We start from the raw sequence: 19,424 nt of genomic DNA, 5'->3' as shown, positions 1-19,424 counted from the left end.
GTCGGTGAAGTCATGAAGAACATACTATTAATAGATTTCGGCAGCACCTATACTAAGGTAACTGCCGTGGACCTTGCAGAAGAGCGGCTTTGCGCAACAGCGGCAAGCTACACCACTGTAAAAACCGATATCAATGAAGGACTGGCAAATGCGCTGGCACTTTTAGAGGAAAAAATCGGTCCGGTGGATTTTGATGCAAGGTATGCTTGCTCCAGTGCCGCTGGCGGTCTGAAAATGATCAGCTGCGGATTGGTGCCGGAATTGACTGCCGAGGCAGCAAAGATGGCATCGCTTGGGGCAGGGGCGAAGGTCATGAAGGTTTATTCCTATCAGCTGACCGAAGAGGACGCAGAAGAAATCGAAAATCTGAAACCTGATATTTTCCTCTTGACAGGAGGTACTGACGGCGGCAATAAGGACACCATTATAGAAAATGCACAGATGCTGGCAGGAATTTCCGCAGAATTTCCAATCGTCGTTGCGGGCAATCGCAATGCAGCAGGTGCTTGCAGAAAGATTTTGGAGGAAGCCGGAAAGCAGGTAATCGTAACAGAAAACGTGATGCCGCGGTTTGGGGAACTGAACATCGAGCCGGCACAAAACTGCATTCGGGAAATTTTCCTTGACAGAATCATCAAGGCAAAAGGACTTTCTAAAGCCAGTCAGCTGATTTCGGGCATTATGATGCCGACACCGGCGGCGGTACTTTCCGCTATGGAGCTATTGGCAAAGGGCACAGATAAGGAGCCAGGACTGGGAGATTTGGTTGCCGTAGATGTAGGCGGCGCTACCACAGACGTTTACTCCATGAGTCTGGGCGAGCCAAGCGGTGTCAATACGGTCATCAAAGGATTGCCTGAGCCTTATGCAAAGCGAACCGTGGAAGGGGATATCGGCATGCGCTACAGTGCAGCAGGCATTGTAGAAGCTGCCGGAATAGGCGCAGTTTCCCGGCTTTCGGGGTTGTCTGCAGAGAGGGCGCAGCAGCTGCTTACTCTGATTACAGATAAAACAGATACACTGCCTGAAAATGAAGAACTTGCGGCGCTGGATTTTGCGCTGGCATCTTTGGCAGTCAAGGTGGGCATGACCCGCCACGCAGGACGCGTGGAAAAAGTTTATACGCCGGTTGGTGAAACATGGCTGCAGGAAGGTAAAGATCTGACAGCTGTAGAAAAAGCGGTCATCACGGGCGGATCTCTCATTCACGCAAAGAATATAGAGAAAATCGCAAGAGGGGTGCTTTACGATGTGGCAGAAGCCGCATCCTTAAAACCGAGGCAGGCGGAAATCCTGCTGGACAAAGCATATATTTTATCGGCCATGGGCCTTCTCGCCAAACATGCGCCGGATACAGCACTAAGAATCATGAAAAAGGAGTTGATATCCTATGGAATTGAAAAATAAGAAACTGACAAACGATGAATTCTATGGAATTCAGAAAGAAATTTTGACCCAGTGGCCGACCGGCGCAGATGTAAATTTTGAGAAGGCAGTAGAATTTCATCAGAGCCTGCCGGAAAACAAAAACTTTGGAAAGAAGCTGGTAAAGGCAAAGAAAGAGGGCAAGACTTTAGTGCAGCCGAGAGCTGGTGTTGCTCTAGTGCAGGAGCATATCGACCTCTTGACTTATCTGCAGGACAAGGGTGGCGCAGACCTGCTGCCGACTACAGTAGACAGCTATACGAGACAGAATCGCTACAAAGAAGCGGAAGTGGGCATTCAGGAATCGGTTAGAGAGAGCAAGTCCATGCTCAACGGTCTTCCCATCGTAAACCACGGTGTAGATGCATGCCGCTCCATTATCAATGAACTGAACACACCGGTACAGGTGCGTCACGGTACACCTGACGCAAGACTTCTGACGGAAATCTCCTACGCTGGCGGTTTCACAAGCTATGAAGGCGGCGGTATTTCCTATAATATTCCTTATGCAAAAAATGTCAGCCTGGAAAAAACCATCAGGGACTGGCAGTACTGCGACAGACTGACCGGTATTTATGAAGAAGCTGGCGTCAGCATTAACAGAGAGCCATACGGACCACTTACCGGTACTCTGGTTCCGCCTTGCATTTCCCATTCTGTAGCCATCATCGAGAGTTTGCTGGCTGCTGAACAGGGGGTAAAGAACATAACAGTCGGCTACGGTCAGTGCGGCAATCTGGTGCAGGACGTTGCAGCCATCCGTTCCCTTGGCAGTCTGACTGAAGAATACCTTAAGAGATACGGTTATAATGATGTAGAAGTAACGACTGTTTTACATCAGTGGATGGGCGGTTTCCCGCAGGACGAAGCTCAGGCGTTTTCCGTTATTTCCTGGGGCAGCGCCATCGCAGCGCTGTCAAAGGCAACAAAAGTTATCGTAAAGACACCGCACGAAGCAATCGGCGTTCCGACCAAGGAAGCAAACGCACAGGGACTGCGCTGCACTAAACAGATGATCAACATGCTCTGCGACCAGCAGCTTTCCAACACCAGCCATGTTGTAAATGAAATGATGATTATTTCCGCAGAAACCCGCTGTATTGTAGATAAGTGCTTTGAACTGGGCGAAGGCGATTTGGCAGTGGGCACTGTTAGAGCATTCCAGGCAGGTGTTTTAGATATTCCGTTTGCACCGAGCAAACTAAACGCAGGAAAAATGCTGCCGGCAAGGGACAATGACGGCGCAATTCGTATCTTAAATGCTGCCAATGTGCCGCTTTCCAAAGAGTTGATCGATTTCAACAGAGAAAAAATTGAAGAACGTGCACAGGCAGAAAAGAGAGATGCTTCCTTCCAGATGGTAATCGACGATGTTTACTCCATCAGTAAAGGAAAACTGGTCGGCAGACCTTGGAAATAATCGAGAGCCGTTGGTGGGCGCTGGTGATGCTAGGCGAAAAAACGGGCGAACGTTGACAAAACTGACAAAAAATCGGTTTTTTGTCTAATCTGTCAGCAGTTTTGGGAAAAATGCTGACAAAACTGACATTTTCTTTGGATTTTGTCTGGTTTGTCAGTGTTCAGACAGAAAAATTCATGTTTTTGCGGTAAAAATCGCAAAAAGACTGACAAAAATGCAGTTTTTTTGGAAATATGTCAGCGCAGAAAATTGTGTAAATGGTAGTTTGAAATATAGACGAGGGAATTGAAATGAAAATTAAAAAAATAATTTGTTCTGGCGGAAGAACCGGATTCTTCTTTGACGACCAGAGAGCGATTAAAAAAGGTGCAAAATCTGATGGTTCTGCATATATCGGAGAGCCGGTAACTGACGGCTTTAAGGCAGTAAGACAGGCTGGTGAATCCATTTCTGTTATGGTGGTTTTGGAAGATGGTCAGGTTGCCTACGGTGACTGTGCAGCTGTACAGTACAGCGGAGCAGGCGGAAGAGATCCGCTGTTCCTTGCAGAAGACTTTATTCCTGTTATCATGGAACATGTAGCGCCAGTGCTGGAAGGGAAAGAACTGGATTCTTTCCGCACTTTGGCAGCGGAAGTAGAAGCCGTAGAAGTGGATGGCAAGCGTCTGCACACTGCCATTCGCTACGGTGTGACCCAGGCGGTGCTGGACGCAGTGGCAAAGGCAAAGAAGCTGCTGATGTGTGAAGTTATCGCAGACGAATACGGTCTCACGCCGGAATATCGCCAGATTCCAATCTTCACTCAGTCCGGCGATAACCGTTACGATAACTCCGATAAGATGATTATGAAGGGTGCTGACGTTCTACCTCACGCTCTGATTAACAACGTAGATACAAAACTGGGAAAAGACGGCAGCATTTTACTGGAATATGTAAAATGGCTGAGAGACAGAATTATCGCTCTCCGTCATGATGAGGACTATCTGCCGGTGCTGCATATCGACGTGTACGGTACCATCGGTATGGCATTCGGTGTCAACAATTACGAAGTGATGGCAGACTATATCGCTACTTTAGTAGAGGCAGCAAAACCATTCAAACTGCGTATCGAAGGTCCGATGGACGCTGAAGAAAGAGAAGCCCAGATGAAAGCGCTGGCAGCGCTGACTGCAGAGGTTGATCGCCGCGGAATCGACGTAGAACTGGTGGCAGACGAATGGTGCAACACTTTAGAAGACATCAAATATTTCGCTGATAACAAGGCAGGTCACATGGTACAGATTAAGACCCCAGACCTTGGCGGAATCAACAATATCGTAGAAGCAGTTATCTACTGCAAAGAAAAAGGAATCGGCGCGTACCAGGGCGGCACCTGCAACGAAACAGACCGCTCTGCGCAGGTTTGCGTCAACCTGGCTATGGCAACCCAGCCTGATCAGATTCTGGCAAAACCAGGCATGGGCGTAGACGAAGGATACATGATTGTGTACAATGAAATGCAGAGAATCCTTGCACAACTGTCAGCAAAAAATGCGTAATGTGATAGAAGACGGACTGATCACAGAACTAATTAGCGGCGTAGACCTGCGGGAAGCGAGGGGGCAGTCGGCTCTATCGCTGCTTACAGCAGAACAAATTGGAGAACTGGCGGTGACCGCCCTGCGAATTGAAGCGGCGGTGACACCAAAGCCGGGACTTGTAGACAGAGAAAACAGCGGAGCCCATGACGACATGGACTATCCGCTGTTTCTGGCAAGCAGCGCAGCGCTGTTTCCTTGCTTTACAGCCTGTGCCAAAGCCGGCATTGACGGATACAAAAAAAGTCCGGCGCAGTTGGTTCCTGTATTACGCCGTATCGGCAGATGTGGAGAAACCGCCATGTATGCGGCGACAAAAGGGGTCAATACCCACAAAGGAGCTATTTTCTCTATGGGGATTTTGTGCTGTGCGCTTGGCATGCTTTTAGCTAAAGTAACAAAGGGAACGCATACTGCAGTTCAGGTGCCAAAGGCGCAGGCAGGCCTAAAAGAAGCTGAATTACAGGCGCTTTGCGCCCAGCTTTCAGCCGCCCTGCTGCGGCAGGATACTGCCGCAGCAACCCACGGGCTGTATGCCCGTGGGCGCGCCGCCTGCGGCGGCGTGCGGGCGGAGGCTGCCTCCGGCTTTGCTACTGCATTTCAGGTAGGACTGCCTGTTCTCAGAAGCGCCCTCTGTGAAGGCATAGCACAGGAAACAGCACTGGTAAAAACCTTGCTGGCGTTGATACAAAGAACAGAAGACAGCAATGCGGTCTACAGAGGCGGCGCCGAAGGTCTCGCTTTTATGCAGAAGAAAGCAGGTGAGATTTTGCGAAAGGCAGATTGGAAGAGTGAAAAAAGTTTAGACATGGTGAGAGAGTTTGACCGCGCATGTGTCCAGCGAAATTTAAGTCCTGGCGGCAGTGCGGATTTGCTGGCGTTTTGCACCATGTTATATATGATTTTTGATGAGGTATCGCTATGATTAAAACAAATGCGTGCGCTGGAACCCTTGAATCCAGCGATATTTATGTAGAAATTGCACCCTTGCCTTCTGGCAGCGGCGTTGTGCTTTCAGTAACATCTGTGGTTTACGAGCAGTTTGGCGCTGAAATCGAGGCAGTCATCAGACAGACCCTGGAGGAACTGGGAGAAACCGACGTAAAGGTCACCGCCAGTGACAGAGGTGCGGTGGACTGCACGATTCGTGCAAGAGTTGAAACGGCAATATGCCGCGGGAAAGGAGAGCAGTAAATGAGAAGAAGTATGCTATTTTTTCCGGGAAACAGTGCAAATATGCTGCTCAATGCAGATTTTCTCGGCTCTGACAGCGTGATTTTGGACCTTGAGGACGCAGTTGCCCAGACCGAAAAGGATTCTGCAAGAATTTTGGTGAGAAACGCAATCCGTTCTCTTGATTTTACAAAAGAAGTCATCGTTAGAATCAATCCAATCGACAGTCCTTACTGGGAAAAGGATCTTGCAGCCATCGTACCTGTCAAGCCGGACATGATTATGCCGACCAAGGTCAGCAGCGCAGATGATGTAAAGACCATCTCTGACGCAATCGCCAAGGTGGAAAAGACCAGCGGTATGGAAGTTGGCACAATTAAGCTGATTCCGTTGATTGAAACAGCTTTGGGTGTGGAAAAATCTTTTGAAATTGCAACGGCAGATTCCAGAGTTGCGGCGATTTTCCTTGGAGGAGAAGACTTGACTGCAGATTTACAGTGCAAGCGTACCAAGGAAGGAACAGAAATTTTATATGCTCGCTCTCGTATGGTTATGGCGGCACGGGCTGCAGGAATCGACGTTTACGATACACCTTGGACTGATGTGGAAGATTACGAAGGTCTCATTGCCGACGCGAAATTTGCAAAGAGCCTTGGATTTTCTGGAAAGTCCTCTATTTCACCGCGCCACGTGCGCTTTATCAATGAGATTTTTAGTCCGACAGAGGAAGAAATCCGCTACGCCCGTGATGTCTTTGAGGCAATCGAAAAGGGAAAAGCCGAGGGTAAAGGCGTGGTATCTCTGCGGGGCAAGATGATTGATGCACCGATTGTAGCTAGGGCAAGACAGGTCCTTGCGGCGGCAGAGGCAATGAAGGGAGGTCCTGTAAAATGAAAACAAAATTAGTAAAAGATTTGAAAGAGGCGATTAAACTTTCGGGACTTTCTGACGGCATGACGATTTCCTTTCATCATCACCTGCGCAATGGCGACATGGTAGCAGTGATGGTGCTGGATGTCATCAGTGAGCTTGGCATCCGGGATTTGAATGTCAACATCAGCTCGATTTTTGATACCCATGCGCCTTTTATCGAATACATTAGAGACGGTGTAATTACCGGCATTGAAACAGACTATATGGGCGGCGTTGTGGGCAGGGCTGTCAGCGAAGGGATCTTGGATAAGCCGGTGATTTTCAGAACCCACGGAGGCAGACCTTCTGACATTATCAGCGGTGTGTCGCCTATCGACGTGGCATTTATCGCGGCGCCGACCGCAGACCCTATGGGCAACTGCACAGGTAAGTACGGAAAATCCGCCTGCGGTTCCTTGGGATATGCTTTTGCGGATGCGATGTATGCGAAAACTTCTGTGGTAATTACAGATAATCTGGTAGACTATCCTTTGACGGATTTTTCCATTGCGGAGGATTACATCGATTATGTGGTTTGTGTCGACAAGATTGGAGAGCCATCAGGCATCGTCTCTGGCACAACCAAAATCACAAAAGACCCGGTAGGGCTTGTGATTGCCGATTACGCGGCAAGAGCCATTGAAGCATCCGGTCTTCTGGTCGATGGATTTTCTTTCCAGACCGGTGCAGGCGGTGCCTCCCTTGCAGCTGCAAAATACCTGCAGGACATCATGCTTGCCCGCGGTATCAAAGGCAGCTACGGTCTTGGGGGAATCACTAGTTACATGGTAGATATGATGAAAAGCGGTTGCTTCAAAGCTCTGCTGGATGTGCAGTGCTTTGACCTTGGTGCGGTGGAGTCCATCAGAACCAATCCAAATCATAGGGAGGTGAGCGCATCTCACTATGCAAGTCCTTCTGCTGCTAGCAGCGCTGTTGACAGCTTGGATGTGGTAATTTTAGGCGCAACTGAAATCGACACTAATTTTAATGTCAACGTTCATACCGATTCCAATGGCTATATCATGGGCGGCAGCGGCGGCCACAGTGACACAGCTGCCGGCGCAAAGATGTCCATGATTGTTGCGCCTCTTTCCCGTGCCCGTCTGCCAATCGTAGTGGACGAGGTTCTCTGCAAATCCACACCGGGCTCCACAGTCGATGTGCTGGTAACCCAGCGTGGCATCGCAGTAAATCCGCTGCGTCCAGAGCTTTCTGAAAAATTTGCAGCGGCAGGACTTCCAGTAGTAGATATCAGAGAATTACGGGATGCAGCTGAAAAGCAAAACGGAAAAGCAAAGAAACCGACACTTGGAAACAAGGAAGTAGCGAAGGTTTTATATCGAGATGGAACGCTGCTGGATACTATTTACAACGTGCCGGTGAAATAGAAGTCGCAGAATTTGTTTGCGGAGACGGGCTTTCGCAAATGTGTTAGATATAATTCGATTTGTACAACTTCCGCAGTGCGGATTAGTCCGCAGTTGTGCAAACCCTCCTGATTTAGACAAATCTGCACAATCCGGTCGCATGCGATTCCCAAAAGTTGTGCATTAGAAGTGGTAATAGGGTTTGCTTGCACAACTTTTTCACCGTCACTTACTTGGCGGTTGTGCAAATCCTTCTATAAAAGAACTGTCTGCACAACTTTTACGGCAAAAGACTGTTTTGGGTTTTGCAAAGTTGTCTGTAAACAGTCTAATCTGCACAACTCTGCACAGCTTTCTCAGCGCAGATTAGTCCGCAGTTGTGCAAACCCTCCTGCTTTAGATGAATCTGCACAACCTGGTCGCATGCGATCCCCAAAGGTTGTGCAAATGCCCTACTCAAAAGTGGGATTGCATAACTTTCCTATTGCGAAAGCTGTCGACCGGCAATGAGCTGACAGTTTTCTGCAAAATTCACAAAAATGGAACGGAATGAGAACCATGTTTTATATTGAAACCGTCAACATAGAACAGGCGGAAAGCCTGCTTTCCCTTTGCGGACTTACACTGCCCCAAGCGGTGGACTATACTGCTGGGATATTTTTCCATGACAGGCTGGTCGCCTGCGGCAGTCTCAAGGGTGATATGATTCAGGGTATCGCTGTCCATCCTGAATTTCAAGGTGAAGATTTAACTGCTAAGGTGATAACCCATCTGGCGCAGAAAGCCGCAGAGCAGGGGCTCCGCAGCCTGTATCTTTTCACCAAACCAGAAAAAGTAATGCAGTTTACTGGTCTTGGATTTCGCCTTGCAGCAACGGCAAGACCCTATGCGGCGTTGCTGGAATGGGGCGAGGCAGGGATTGCGCAGTATGTAGAAAAATTGAAAACTTACAGACAAGAGGCATCCGCTGCCTTCGACGATGCATTTTTTGTCGGTGCGCTGGTGATGAACTGTAATCCGTTTACGAGGGGGCATCGTTATCTGGTGGAGAAAGCTGCCTCAGCCTGCAGCCATGTATTTCTTTTAGTAGTAGAAGAAGATGTTTCGCAGTTTTCCTTTGCGGATCGTTTTGCCATGGTAAAGGCAGGAACAGCAGATTTAAGGAATGTGACCGTAATACCCGGCGGCCGCTATGCGGTATCTAGCCTGACTTTTCCCAGTTATTTTACGAAGGAAGAAAATCTGGCTTTTGCACATGCTGCCATAGATGCAGAGCTGTTCGCAGAATATATCGCTCCGGCGCTGGGCGTATCGGTGCGTTTTCTGGGGACAGAGCCTTTTTCTCCGGTGACAGAAATCTACAATGAAACTCTGAAAAAAAGACTGCCTAAAGCAGGAATCAGCGTGGAAGAAATTCCTCGCCTGACCGCGGGTGGAGAGGCCATCAGTGCCAGCAGAGTCAGAGCACTTTTGAAGAGCGAAGGCGCAGAAAGCAAAGAACTTGCGCAGTTGCTGCCAGAAACGACCTTAAAATATCTGCAAAGAGAACTAAATACAGAAAATGACCGCAGCTAGCATAATTTGATAGCATGCGGTCATTTTTGTAATTATTTCTTCAATTGCTCCCGATAATCCTTTAGATTCTTTTCAAGTAATGCCGGTGTATCCAGTCCGTAAGGACAGCGTTCTTTACACTGATTGCAGTGAAGACACTCTGCAATCTGTTCCATATCCTCCTGATGAGCTTGATCCATGTAGATACCTGTCGGCGCGCGGCGAATCATCAGTGACATACGGGCGCAGTCGTTGATTTTAATGCCTGCAGGACAAGGCATGCAGTAGCCGCAGCCGCGGCAGAAATCACCTGCAAGTTCTGCTCGCTCCTGCGCAATAAAATCCTTCATGGCAGCATCCATCTGCGGCGGATTTTTCTCACAGTCCAGAAACTGTTGCAGTTCCTCCCGCCTTTGTACACCCCAGATTGGAAGTACATTTTCGTACTGCGCACAGAACGCATAAGAGGCGTCTGCGCGGGTAATCAGCCCGCCGCCCATAGCTTTCATAGCGATAAATCCCATATCCGCTTCTTTGCATTTTTCTACCAGCTGGACTTCTTCTTTGCTGGCAAGGTAACTGAACGGAAACTGCAGTGTTTCGTAAAGCCCGGATTCGATGGCTTCGTGAGCCACAGCCAGTCTGTGATTGGTAATGCCGATGTGGCGAACTTTCCCTTGGGCTTTAGCCTCCAACATTGCCTCGTAAAGCCCTGTGCCATCGCCAGGTTTTGGACAGAAAGCGGGATTGTGAAACTGATAGAGATCCAGATAATCGGTCTGCAGATTAGTGAGGGTGGTTTCAAGCTGCGACCAAAATTCTTCAGTGCTATTGCACATGGTTTTGCTGGCGATGTAGACTTTCTGACGAAGTCCCCGCTCGCTCAGCGCTTTTCCCAGTTTAGCTTCACTGTCAGTATAAAATCTGGCAGTATCAAAGAAAGTGATACCTGCCTCGTAAGCCTTCATAATCAAAGCATCAGCTTCTTCATAAGAAATTCTCTGAATCGGCAGTGCGCCGAATCCGTTTTTATTTGTAATAATTTCTGTTTTTCCAAGTCTGATTTGTGTCATAAAATATCACCTCAATCTTTTTCTAAAAGCATTCTATGGAAGTATTATACCATCAATTGGCGGGTTTGTTTATACTATCTTTTTGATGACCGGCGTCATTTCGACCGCCATTTCAGCGCGGCGTCTTAACCTAAAATCGACTTTTTTACAGAAAATCGAGATTTGGGTTAAAGATATACCCTGTGCCCGTCTTTTAAGAGAAGCGTAGCAGGGCGTCCGTACACTGCTCCCCCGTGCGTTTCCTTTTCTTGCAAAGAAAAAAGAAGAATGGTAAAATAGAATCAAAAAAGGGGGAAGAGAACATGCACAAAATACTCATTGTAGAAGACGACGTGGTGATTGCAAAATCTATCGCCCATCATATAGAAACATGGAATTGCAGCGCCCACTGTGTGGAAAATTTTAAGGATGTGATGGGAGAATTCGAAAGCTTTGAACCGGATTTGGTTCTGCTTGATATCGGGCTGCCCTTTTTTAACGGCTATTATTGGTGCACCCAGATTAGGGCGGTTTCCAAGGTTCCAATCATCTTTATTTCCTCGGCATCAGATAATATAAATATCGTCATGGCTATGAATATGGGTGGAGATGATTTTATTGCAAAACCTTTCGACCTTGCGGTGCTGACTGCAAAGGTGCAGGCGCTGCTTCGCAGAACCTATGATTTCGGTGTGCAAAGCCCTGTTTTGACTCACATGGGCGCGGTACTGAATATGGGGGATGCAAGCTTAACCTATGAGGGAGAAAAGATCGACTTGACCAAAAACGAGTTTCGCATTTTGCAGATTCTGCTGGAGCGAAAAGGAAATGTCGTCAGCAGAGATGATATGATGGAGCGGCTTTGGGAGACCGACAGCTTTGTAGATGAGAACACACTTACCGTCAATGTGGCAAGACTTCGCAGAAAGCTGGAAGCCAGCGGACTGAATGATTTTATTAAGACGAAGAAAGGTATGGGATATCTGGTAGAATAATTATGATTGGAAAATATATTAGAAGCAAATGTAAGACGGCGCTGCTGTTTTTGGTGTATCTGGGGATATTTTGTCTGGTGGCATTTCTCTTTGGGATGCCGTATGACGCCCTCATCTATGCGATTGTGCTTTGCCTGTTTTTTGCCTTAGTGTTCATGATTTACAGCTATGCAAGATTTCGGCAGAGGCAGGAAGTTTTGCAGGATATCAGGGCGAGAATCCAGTTTGGACCGGAGCAGCTGCCAATGCCTGCCAATGCCATTGAAGAAGAATATCTGAAAATTATCAAATCCCTGTATGCAACGACTTCGGCGGCGGTGTCGGAAAGAGACAAGGCTATGAGCGATATGATTGAGTACTATACGCTGTGGGCGCACCAGATTAAAACGCCGATTGCTGCTATGGATTTACTGCTGCAGAGTGAAATGCCTGGAGTGTGCAGAGATCAGCTTGTTATGGAACTGTTTAAGGTGGAACAGTACGTGGAGATGGTGCTGCAGTATTTGCGGCTGGGTGCGGATAGCACGGACTTTCGCATTGAACGGCAAGATCTTGACAGGATTATCCGTGAAGTAGTAAAAAAATATTCTACAATCTTTATTAAGAAAAAGATATCTCTGGATTATCAGGGAGTCGATGCAAAGACGATTTCCGATGAAAAGTGGCTTTCCTTTGTGCTGGAGCAGGTGCTTTCCAATGCGCTGAAATATACACCGTCCGGAAAAATTTCTATTTATATGGACAAGGTGCTGCCTTGTACGCTTGTGATTGAGGATACGGGAATCGGTATCCAGGAGGAAGATCTGCCGCGGATATTTGATAAAGGATATACTGGCTATACTGAACGCAAGGATAAGAAGTCAACGGGTATAGGGCTTTATCTTTGCAGGATGATTATGAATAAGCTGGGACACACTATGACCATCGAATCGCAGGTGGGCAAGGGCACGAAGGTGAAGCTGGGGCTTGGGACTTACGAAAATGTAAGATTTGAATAAAGGATTGTAAGGGAATGTATAGGACTTATGTTCCCTTTTTTGCTATCATAGAGCCATGTTCATAGAAAGGGGTTCAAAAAATGACCATTTTAGAAGTTAAAAATTTGAAGAAAATCTATACGACCCGCTTTGGAGGAAATCAGGTGCAGGCACTTTCCAATGTGTCTTTTTCTGTTGAAGAGGGTGAATATGTGGCAATTATGGGGGAATCAGGTTCCGGTAAAACCACGTTGCTCAACATTTTAGCGGCGCTGGATAAGCCGACCAGCGGCGAGGTGCTCCTTGCCGGCAGAAATATCGTAACGATTTCTGAGCGGGAAATTTCCGCATTTCGCCGTGATAATCTTGGATTTGTGTTTCAGGATTTCAATCTGCTGGATACCTTTTCACTGCAGGACAATATTTTCCTGCCTCTGGTGCTGGCGAAGAAAAATTATAAAGAAATGGCAAAGAAGCTTGCTCCTATTGCGGAACATCTGGCAATTAAAGATATCCTGAAGAAATATCCTTATGAAGTATCTGGCGGACAGAAGCAGAGAGCGGCGGTTGCAAGAGCGTTGATTACAAGTCCGCAGCTGATTTTGGCAGATGAACCGACAGGGGCGCTGGACTCTGCTGCATCCGACAGTCTGCTCAAACTTTTTGGTGAGATCAATGAAGCGGGACAGACGATTCTGATGGTGACCCACAGTACCAAAGCGGCAAGTCACGCCAGCAGAGTGCTCTTTATTAAAGACGGTGAAGTGTTCCATCAGATTTACAGAGCAAATATGACCGAAGATGAGATGTTCGCAAAGATTTCGGACACACTGACGGTTTTGCAGTCAGGTGGTGGTAAACGTGGCTAAAAATTTTTCATGGAAGCTTGCGCTGACCAATATTAAAAATAATCGAAAGTTTTATCTGCCGTATTTTTTGGCTTCAGCAGGAATTACGGGGATGTTTTATATCATTTGTTTTCTTGCCATGAATGAGGGAATATCGACTATGTCTGCCAGTCTCAGCATGATTATGGGACTGGGCGTAGGAGTTATGGCAATATTTTCCTTTATCTTCCTGTTCTATACCAACAGCTTCCTTATGAAACGGAGAAAAAAGGAAATCGGTCTTTACAATATTCTCGGTATGGAAAAGCGACACATCGGCAGAATTCTGGTGATAGAAGGGATGCTGATTTCGATGTCATCCTATATCTGCGGCATGTTCAGTGGAATTCTGTTCAGCAAGCTGGTACACTTGTTTCTAAACTGGGTCTTTGGCGCAGAACCACCTTTTGGAATTGAGATTTCTAAAGATGCCATCATCTACAGTGCGATTCTCTTTGGTGCGCTTTTTGTGCTGACGACACTGGCAAACCAGATGAGTATTCGCCTTGCAAAGCCGATTGAACTTCTTCACGGAGGAAATGTAGGGGAGAAAGAACCGAAGGCAAAAGGCGCATTGGCTCTGGTAGGATTTTTATGCCTGGGGGCAGGATATTACATTGCAATTACTACAGAAAATCCGCTGAAGGCGTTAATGCTTTTCTTTGTGGCGGTGGTGCTTGTTGTAATCGGCACCTATTGTCTTTTCACTGCGGGAAGTATCGTCATTTTAAAGGCACTGCGTAAGAATAAAAAGTTTTACTATAAGTCGGGCAATTTTACGGCAGTTTCCGGATTGATTTACAGAATGAAGCAAAATGCGGTGGGACTTGCAAACATCTGCATTTTGTCTACTATGGTGCTTGTCATGGTATCTGGCACGGTCAGCCTGTTTTTCGGTATGAATGATACTGTTGACAAGATGGCTCCGGGAGATATTAATATTCAGGAGTGCACGGCAAAAATAAACGATGATATGGGAAAACTTGAAAATGCCGCAAAAAATCGTGCTGACAGCATGGGTGTAAAAATCGAAAATATTAGGGCGTATCAGTTCCTTCCCTTTGTTGCAATAAGAAGCGAAGAAAACTACATTTTTGAAAGGGGAACACAGGAGAATATAAAAGACATGGTAAGCTTTGCAGCTATGACAGAGGATTCATATACTAGGTTGACAGGCAAAAAACTAGGACTTACCGGAAACGAAGTTGCTATGTATACAACTCTGTCTGATGTTTCTGAGGATTTCAAAGTGGGAAACATACAGTTTCATCTGAAAGAGAAAGTAGACGGTTTTCTGGAGCTGGCAGAGATAGAAAATGGTATGACCGATGTCAGCTATTTAATTCTGGCAGATGACGAAGCACTGCAGAATCTTCTTACAGTGGTAAATGGTGGATACGAAAACAGCTGTTACCTCTATACCCACCTGAACATTTATACTGACTGCGATGAACAGCTGAATGCCAACTATGCACAGGCGCTTAGAGAAGATGACAGTGAGCTTGGTTTGCACTACGAAATGCTTAGGGTTGCCACGCAAGAAGAAGAAACAGGTGATTATGTAGAGATGGTTGGCGGCTTTCTGTTTCTGGGCATCTTCCTGGGGATTGTATTCACATTTGCGGCAGCGCTCATCATCTACTATAAACAGATTTCCGAGGGCTACTATGATAAAGAGAAATTTGAGATTATGCAGAAGGTAGGCATGAGCAAGAAGGAAGTAAAAGCGACCATTCGTAAACAGGTGCTGATGGTGTTCTTCGTGCCTCTTGTCATGGCAGGCATTCATATTGCTGCGGCATTTAAGATGATTACTAAGTTGCTTTTAGTATTTGCTATGACCAATGTGGGGCTCTTTGCAATCTGCACTCTGGTGACTTTCCTGATTTTTGCAGGGATTTACGCTCTGGTGTACATGGTGACGGCGAGAGAATATTACAAGATTGTGGGATAAAAAAAATTATGTTATAATACCTTTCAGACTGAATAGAAAGAAGGGTGGAAATGAGATACACGGACAATTATGTAATCACCAGTCATGATGTGGATATTAATAATCATCTGCGGCCGTCTCTGGTACAGCGGTATATGATTGAGACTGCAGACCATCAAATGCGCGACCGCAAACCGACTTATTACGAGCTGTTTGTGGACGGCAAGGCTTTTATCCTGACGCGAATTTCCATTGAAATTTACAAACAGACGGAAAAGTACGATGAGATTACGGTACAGACTTGGCGCTGCCCGGAAAAGGGTGCAACCTTTATCAGATGTTTTGTCATGGTCTGCAAAGGTGAAATCGTGGCAAAGGGCTATAGCGTCTGGGCAGTTGTCAATCATGAGACTGGAAAGCTTTGCAAAGCCTCTGAGGTGGATCTTAGCAATTATGAGATGGAAGAACCTCACGAGATGGGGCTGAAAGACAGGTTTCGCCTGCCGAAGGATTTGAAATTTGAAAAAGTCGGTACGAAGCAGGTGGCTTACAGCGATGTGGATATCAATCTGCACATGAACAACACTTACTATCCTGACATGCTTTGGGGACTTATTCCTGATATTCAGGAAAAAGAGGTTACATCGGTGAACCTTCGTTACCAGAAGGAAGCACCCCTTGGAGGTGAAATTACCATTTATATGGCAAAGCTGCCTGCACCGGTGCCAGAAGACAGCCGTGCGGAGGAAACCTACTGCTTCTATACAGAGGTAGAGGCGGGAACCAATGTGGAAGCTATGATTGGTGTTCGGAAAGTAAACCGATGCATTGCTGCCGGTGGGTGACTCTAAGGTGTACATAGAATCGCCATTTTCTTTAAAAATATGCATAATTTTCTCGGAGAATGTGCATATTTTCGGACTATACAAGAAATATATGCATTTTTGGGAATGAAATATCGCAGATTCAGTAGATGAATCAGCGTGAAACAGCTCAAAAGTGCATATTTTTTTGCTTTTTTCTAATTCTATGCACACCTGCGTGCATAGTTAGAGGATTTTTACGAAATATATGCACAGGCGAGAAAAAATACTTGATTTAATATACCCTACAGGGGTATACTATATGTATCACGAGAAAACAGGAGGCGCATTATGAGCGAAAAATCATGCTCTGCTTGCTCTGAGCGTGTCAAACACAGAGAAGAAGCAGAATTAAAGGATTTAATCAATAGATTAGCACGGATAGAGGGACAGATTCGTGGAATCAGAAAGATGGTAGAGGAAGACAGATACTGTATTGACATTGTCAATCAGGTAGCTTCCGTCAGCGCTGCAATCAATTCTTTTAATAAAGTTTTGCTTTCTGCACATATTAAATCGTGTGTAGTGGAAGATGTGAAGCAGGGCGGCAGCAAGATGGTCGACGAGCTTTGCGATACCCTGCATAAACTGATGAGGTAATAGTTATGAAAGAAAAATTTAGAGTGACGGGAATGACCTGCTCGGCATGCTCATCCAGAGTAGAAAAGACTGTGACGAAGCTTGCGGGCAGTCAGGAGGTCAGCGTTAATCTTTTGACAGGCACTATGCAGGTCGAATACGATGAAAACCAACTGGATACGGAAGGAATTATTACAGCAGTTGAAAAAGCCGGCTATGGCGCATTTGTTGACGATGGAGGGAAAAGTGCTGAGGGCGGTGCAGGAAACGGCGCAGCCCGCGGGGGCAGTAATGGCAGTGCATCTAAGGCTGCGCTTGATGAAACCAAACAGATGAAGCAAAGATTAATTTGGTCGGTGGCGCTTCTGATACCCATGATGTGTTTTTCCATGGGGCCAATGCTGACAGGTCATCATATGGATATGGAGCATCCTTTGACCAATATACTGGCACAGGTGCTGTTTCTCATACCGATCGTGTTTTTGAACCGGAAATACTTTCTCAAGGGATTTCCAAGTCTTTTCAGAGGAAGCCCCAACATGGACAGTCTCATTGCTATGGGGGCTTCGGCAGCGATTCTTTACGGAACCTTTGCAATCTTTCGTATTGTTCACGGCTTTGAGACGGCAGATATGGCGCTGGTACATCACTATGCAGGGGATATTTATTTTGAATCTGCAGCCATGATTCTGACCTTGATTACAGTAGGGAAATATATGGAAACCCGTTCCAAAGGAAAGACCAGTCAAGCTATCGAAAAGCTGATGAATCTGGCACCGAAAACAGCTACAGTAGAGAGGGACGGAAAAGAAATCAGTATTGAAACCAGTGCACTGATGCAAGGAGATATTCTGGTCATAAGACCGGGCGAAAGCATCGCTGCAGACGGTGAAATTATCAGTGGAACAACCAGTGTTGATGAGTCTGCTATTACAGGCGAGAGCATTCCGGTAGAAAAGCAGCCTGGTGACAGAGCAGTTTCTGCGACAATCAACAAAACCGGTTTTATCAAAGTGCGCTGTGACAAAGTGGGGGAAGATACCACCATCAGCCAGATTATTCGTTTAGTTGAAGAGGCCAGCGCCAGCAAAGCGCCTATCGCCAGAATGGCGGATAAAATCGCAGGAGTTTTTGTACCGACAGTTATTGCTATCGCTATCATTGCTGCAGTTATATGGATGATTGCAGGGTATGGCTTTGAGTTTGCGCTATCTATCGGCATTTCTATTCTGGTGATTTCCTGCCCGTGCGCACTGGGTCTTGCAACGCCGGTTGCCATCATGGTTGGAACTGGAAAAGGCGCCGAAAACGGCATTCTCATCAAATCCGGTCAGGCGCTGGAAACGGCGCACAGTATTGATACTGTTGTTATGGATAAAACAGGCACCATTACAGAGGGAAAACCAAAGGTAACGGATATTGCTACCTTTGGTATGAGCGAGGAAGAACTTACAAAAATTGCAGCGACTTTAGAGGCAGGAAGCGAACATCCACTGGCGGAAGCTGTGATGGAGTATGCAAAAGAAAGACAGGTGCAGCAGGAAGCGGCCGAAGGCTTTGAGGCGGTATTTGGAAGAGGCGTAAAGGCTGTCATCGACGGAAAGAAATACTTTGCGGGAAATGCTGCACTGATGAAAGAGTCTGGAATTTCAACAGAGGGTATTGAAGACAAACTGGGCGTTCTTTCTGACCAAGGAAAAACGCCGCTGATCTTTGCTGAAGAAAAGAAAGTAATCGGTATCATTGCTGTCGCCGATGTGGAAAAGGAAAGCAGTAAAGCGGCGATAGATGCTTTTGCAGAGATGAAGATTGATGTGGTCATGCTGACGGGAGATAATAAACGGACGGCGGAAGCCTTACGAAAAAGGCTGCAGATTCCAAAGGTTATTGCAGAGGTTTTGCCTAGCGACAAAGAAAAGCATATTGCAGGACTGCAGGCTGAAGGTCATAAGGTTGCCATGATTGGTGACGGTATCAACGATGCACCAGCGCTTGCCAAAGCAGATATCGGTATCGCTATCGGTGCGGGAACCGACGTTGCTATTGAAAGTGCGGACGCTGTGCTGATGAGAAATGATCTTTTGGATGCAGTGACTGCCGTAAAGCTTTCCAAAGCGGTCATTCGAAACATCAAAGAAAATCTGTTCTGGGCATTTTTCTATAACGTTATCGGTATTCCTGTTGCGGCAGGAATTTGGTATCCGATGTTCGGTCTGAAACTGTCGCCGATGATTGGGGCGGCTGCCATGAGCCTGTCCAGTGTATGTGTAGTGCTCAATGCACTGCGTCTTAGAAATTTTAAAGTAAAACGATTATCCGCACCGGCTGCTTCTTGCACAGGTGCTGAGGAAATAAGGAGGAAAGAAAAAATGAAATATGAACTGATGATTAAAGGCATGATGTGTCAGCATTGCCAGAAACACATGGCTGATGCTCTTAACGCAATGGAAGGTGTTACGGCTGAGGTTAATCTGGAATCCGGTATTGCCAGCGTAGAAAGCGAAAAGGAAATTTCCATGGATGCTTTTGAAGCAGTGGTAAAGGATGCGGGCTACGAGCTGGTAAGATAGCATCGCGCCGCTTGCGGAAAAATGAAAGAAAGCAGCCTTTTGGTGACGGGAAGAACCGCCTGTCAGAACGGCTGCTTTTTTCTTGTGCGCCCTGCGGGCTGCTTTGAAGCAGAAGGAACTCAAAATCTTGGGAAAAT

General features: G+C 46.6%; 16 protein-coding genes. 15 read left to right on the top strand and 1 reads right to left on the bottom strand.

What is annotated here, in order from left to right; all coding sequences use genetic code 11:
- Window positions 1-12 precede the first annotated feature (12 nt).
- The 8 genes from glmL (at window position 13) to citC (ending at window position 9,452) form a co-directional block, all read left to right on the top strand.
- Window positions 13-1,407, top strand: coding sequence for a methylaspartate mutase accessory protein GlmL (gene glmL / locus D1155_RS00965; RefSeq protein ID WP_160200541.1), 1,395 nt, complete (start codon window positions 13-15; stop codon window positions 1,405-1,407).
- Window positions 1,391-2,845 (top strand): methylaspartate mutase subunit E, encoded by a 1,455-nt coding sequence (locus D1155_RS00960; RefSeq protein ID WP_160200540.1) that lies wholly within the window; start codon window positions 1,391-1,393, stop codon window positions 2,843-2,845. The genes glmL and D1155_RS00960 overlap by 17 nt, the downstream gene beginning before the upstream one ends.
- A 290-nt stretch (window positions 2,846-3,135) precedes the next feature.
- Window positions 3,136-4,383, top strand: coding sequence for a methylaspartate ammonia-lyase (locus tag D1155_RS00955; protein WP_160200539.1), 1,248 nt, complete (start codon window positions 3,136-3,138; stop codon window positions 4,381-4,383).
- Window positions 4,376-5,347 (top strand): triphosphoribosyl-dephospho-CoA synthase, encoded by a 972-nt coding sequence (locus D1155_RS00950; protein ID WP_160200538.1) that lies wholly within the window; start codon window positions 4,376-4,378, stop codon window positions 5,345-5,347. The genes D1155_RS00955 and D1155_RS00950 overlap by 8 nt, the downstream gene beginning before the upstream one ends.
- Window positions 5,344-5,616, top strand: a complete 273-nt coding sequence (gene citD, locus D1155_RS15545; protein ID WP_201759497.1) for a citrate lyase acyl carrier protein — start codon at window positions 5,344-5,346, stop codon at window positions 5,614-5,616. Before D1155_RS00950 ends, citD begins: the two co-directional genes overlap by 4 nt.
- On the top strand, window positions 5,617-6,489 hold the full coding sequence (locus tag D1155_RS00945) for a CoA ester lyase (RefSeq protein WP_201759496.1): 873 nt from the start codon (window positions 5,617-5,619) through the stop codon (window positions 6,487-6,489).
- Window positions 6,486-7,898, top strand: a complete 1,413-nt coding sequence (gene citF, locus D1155_RS00940; RefSeq protein ID WP_160200537.1) for a citrate lyase subunit alpha — start codon at window positions 6,486-6,488, stop codon at window positions 7,896-7,898. Before D1155_RS00945 ends, citF begins: the two co-directional genes overlap by 4 nt.
- Before the next feature lie 537 nt (window positions 7,899-8,435).
- Window positions 8,436-9,452, top strand: a complete 1,017-nt coding sequence (gene citC, locus D1155_RS00935; RefSeq protein ID WP_160200536.1) for a [citrate (pro-3S)-lyase] ligase — start codon at window positions 8,436-8,438, stop codon at window positions 9,450-9,452.
- A gap of 32 nt (window positions 9,453-9,484) precedes the next feature.
- Here the strand turns inward: citC and D1155_RS00930 are convergent, their stop codons facing one another.
- On the bottom strand, window positions 9,485-10,504 hold the full coding sequence (locus D1155_RS00930) for an aldo/keto reductase (RefSeq protein ID WP_160200535.1): 1,020 nt from the start codon (window positions 10,502-10,504) through the stop codon (window positions 9,485-9,487).
- A gap of 302 nt (window positions 10,505-10,806) precedes the next feature.
- Between D1155_RS00930 and D1155_RS00925 the strand changes: the two genes are divergently transcribed.
- The 7 genes from D1155_RS00925 to D1155_RS00895 all read left to right on the top strand — a co-directional run bounded on the left by D1155_RS00925 (window position 10,807) and on the right by D1155_RS00895 (window position 19,287).
- The gene (locus tag D1155_RS00925) at window positions 10,807-11,478 is read left to right on the top strand and encodes a response regulator transcription factor (RefSeq protein ID WP_160200534.1); all 672 of its coding nucleotides are present in this window, start codon (window positions 10,807-10,809) and stop codon (window positions 11,476-11,478) included.
- A gap of 2 nt (window positions 11,479-11,480) precedes the next feature.
- On the top strand, window positions 11,481-12,476 hold the full coding sequence (locus tag D1155_RS00920; RefSeq protein ID WP_160200533.1) for a sensor histidine kinase: 996 nt from the start codon (window positions 11,481-11,483) through the stop codon (window positions 12,474-12,476).
- Between the two features lie 80 nt (window positions 12,477-12,556).
- Window positions 12,557-13,324 carry an ABC transporter ATP-binding protein gene (locus D1155_RS00915; RefSeq protein ID WP_160200532.1) on the top strand — a complete coding sequence of 256 codons (768 nt, stop codon included), beginning with the start codon at window positions 12,557-12,559 and terminating at the stop codon, window positions 13,322-13,324.
- Window positions 13,317-15,296 carry an FtsX-like permease family protein gene (locus D1155_RS00910; protein ID WP_160200531.1) on the top strand — a complete coding sequence of 660 codons (1,980 nt, stop codon included), beginning with the start codon at window positions 13,317-13,319 and terminating at the stop codon, window positions 15,294-15,296. Before D1155_RS00915 ends, D1155_RS00910 begins: the two co-directional genes overlap by 8 nt.
- A 50-nt stretch (window positions 15,297-15,346) precedes the next feature.
- Window positions 15,347-16,120 carry an acyl-ACP thioesterase domain-containing protein gene (locus D1155_RS00905; RefSeq protein ID WP_160200530.1) on the top strand — a complete coding sequence of 258 codons (774 nt, stop codon included), beginning with the start codon at window positions 15,347-15,349 and terminating at the stop codon, window positions 16,118-16,120.
- Window positions 16,121-16,429: 309 nt separating this feature from the next.
- Entirely contained in the window at window positions 16,430-16,738 is a 309-nt protein-coding gene (locus D1155_RS00900) for a metal-sensing transcriptional repressor (RefSeq protein WP_160200529.1), read from the top strand.
- Window positions 16,739-16,743: 5 nt separating this feature from the next.
- Entirely contained in the window at window positions 16,744-19,287 is a 2,544-nt protein-coding gene (locus D1155_RS00895) for a heavy metal translocating P-type ATPase (protein WP_160200528.1), read from the top strand.
- The last annotated feature ends 137 nt before the right edge of the window (window positions 19,288-19,424 follow it).

Origin of the sequence: Anaerotruncus sp. 80 (assembly GCF_009936115.1) — a bacterium.
In the GTDB taxonomy this organism is placed as follows: domain Bacteria; phylum Bacillota; class Clostridia; order Peptostreptococcales; family Anaerovoracaceae; genus Senimuribacter; species Senimuribacter intestinalis.
This window is presented reverse-complemented; position numbering and strand designations above follow the sequence as displayed.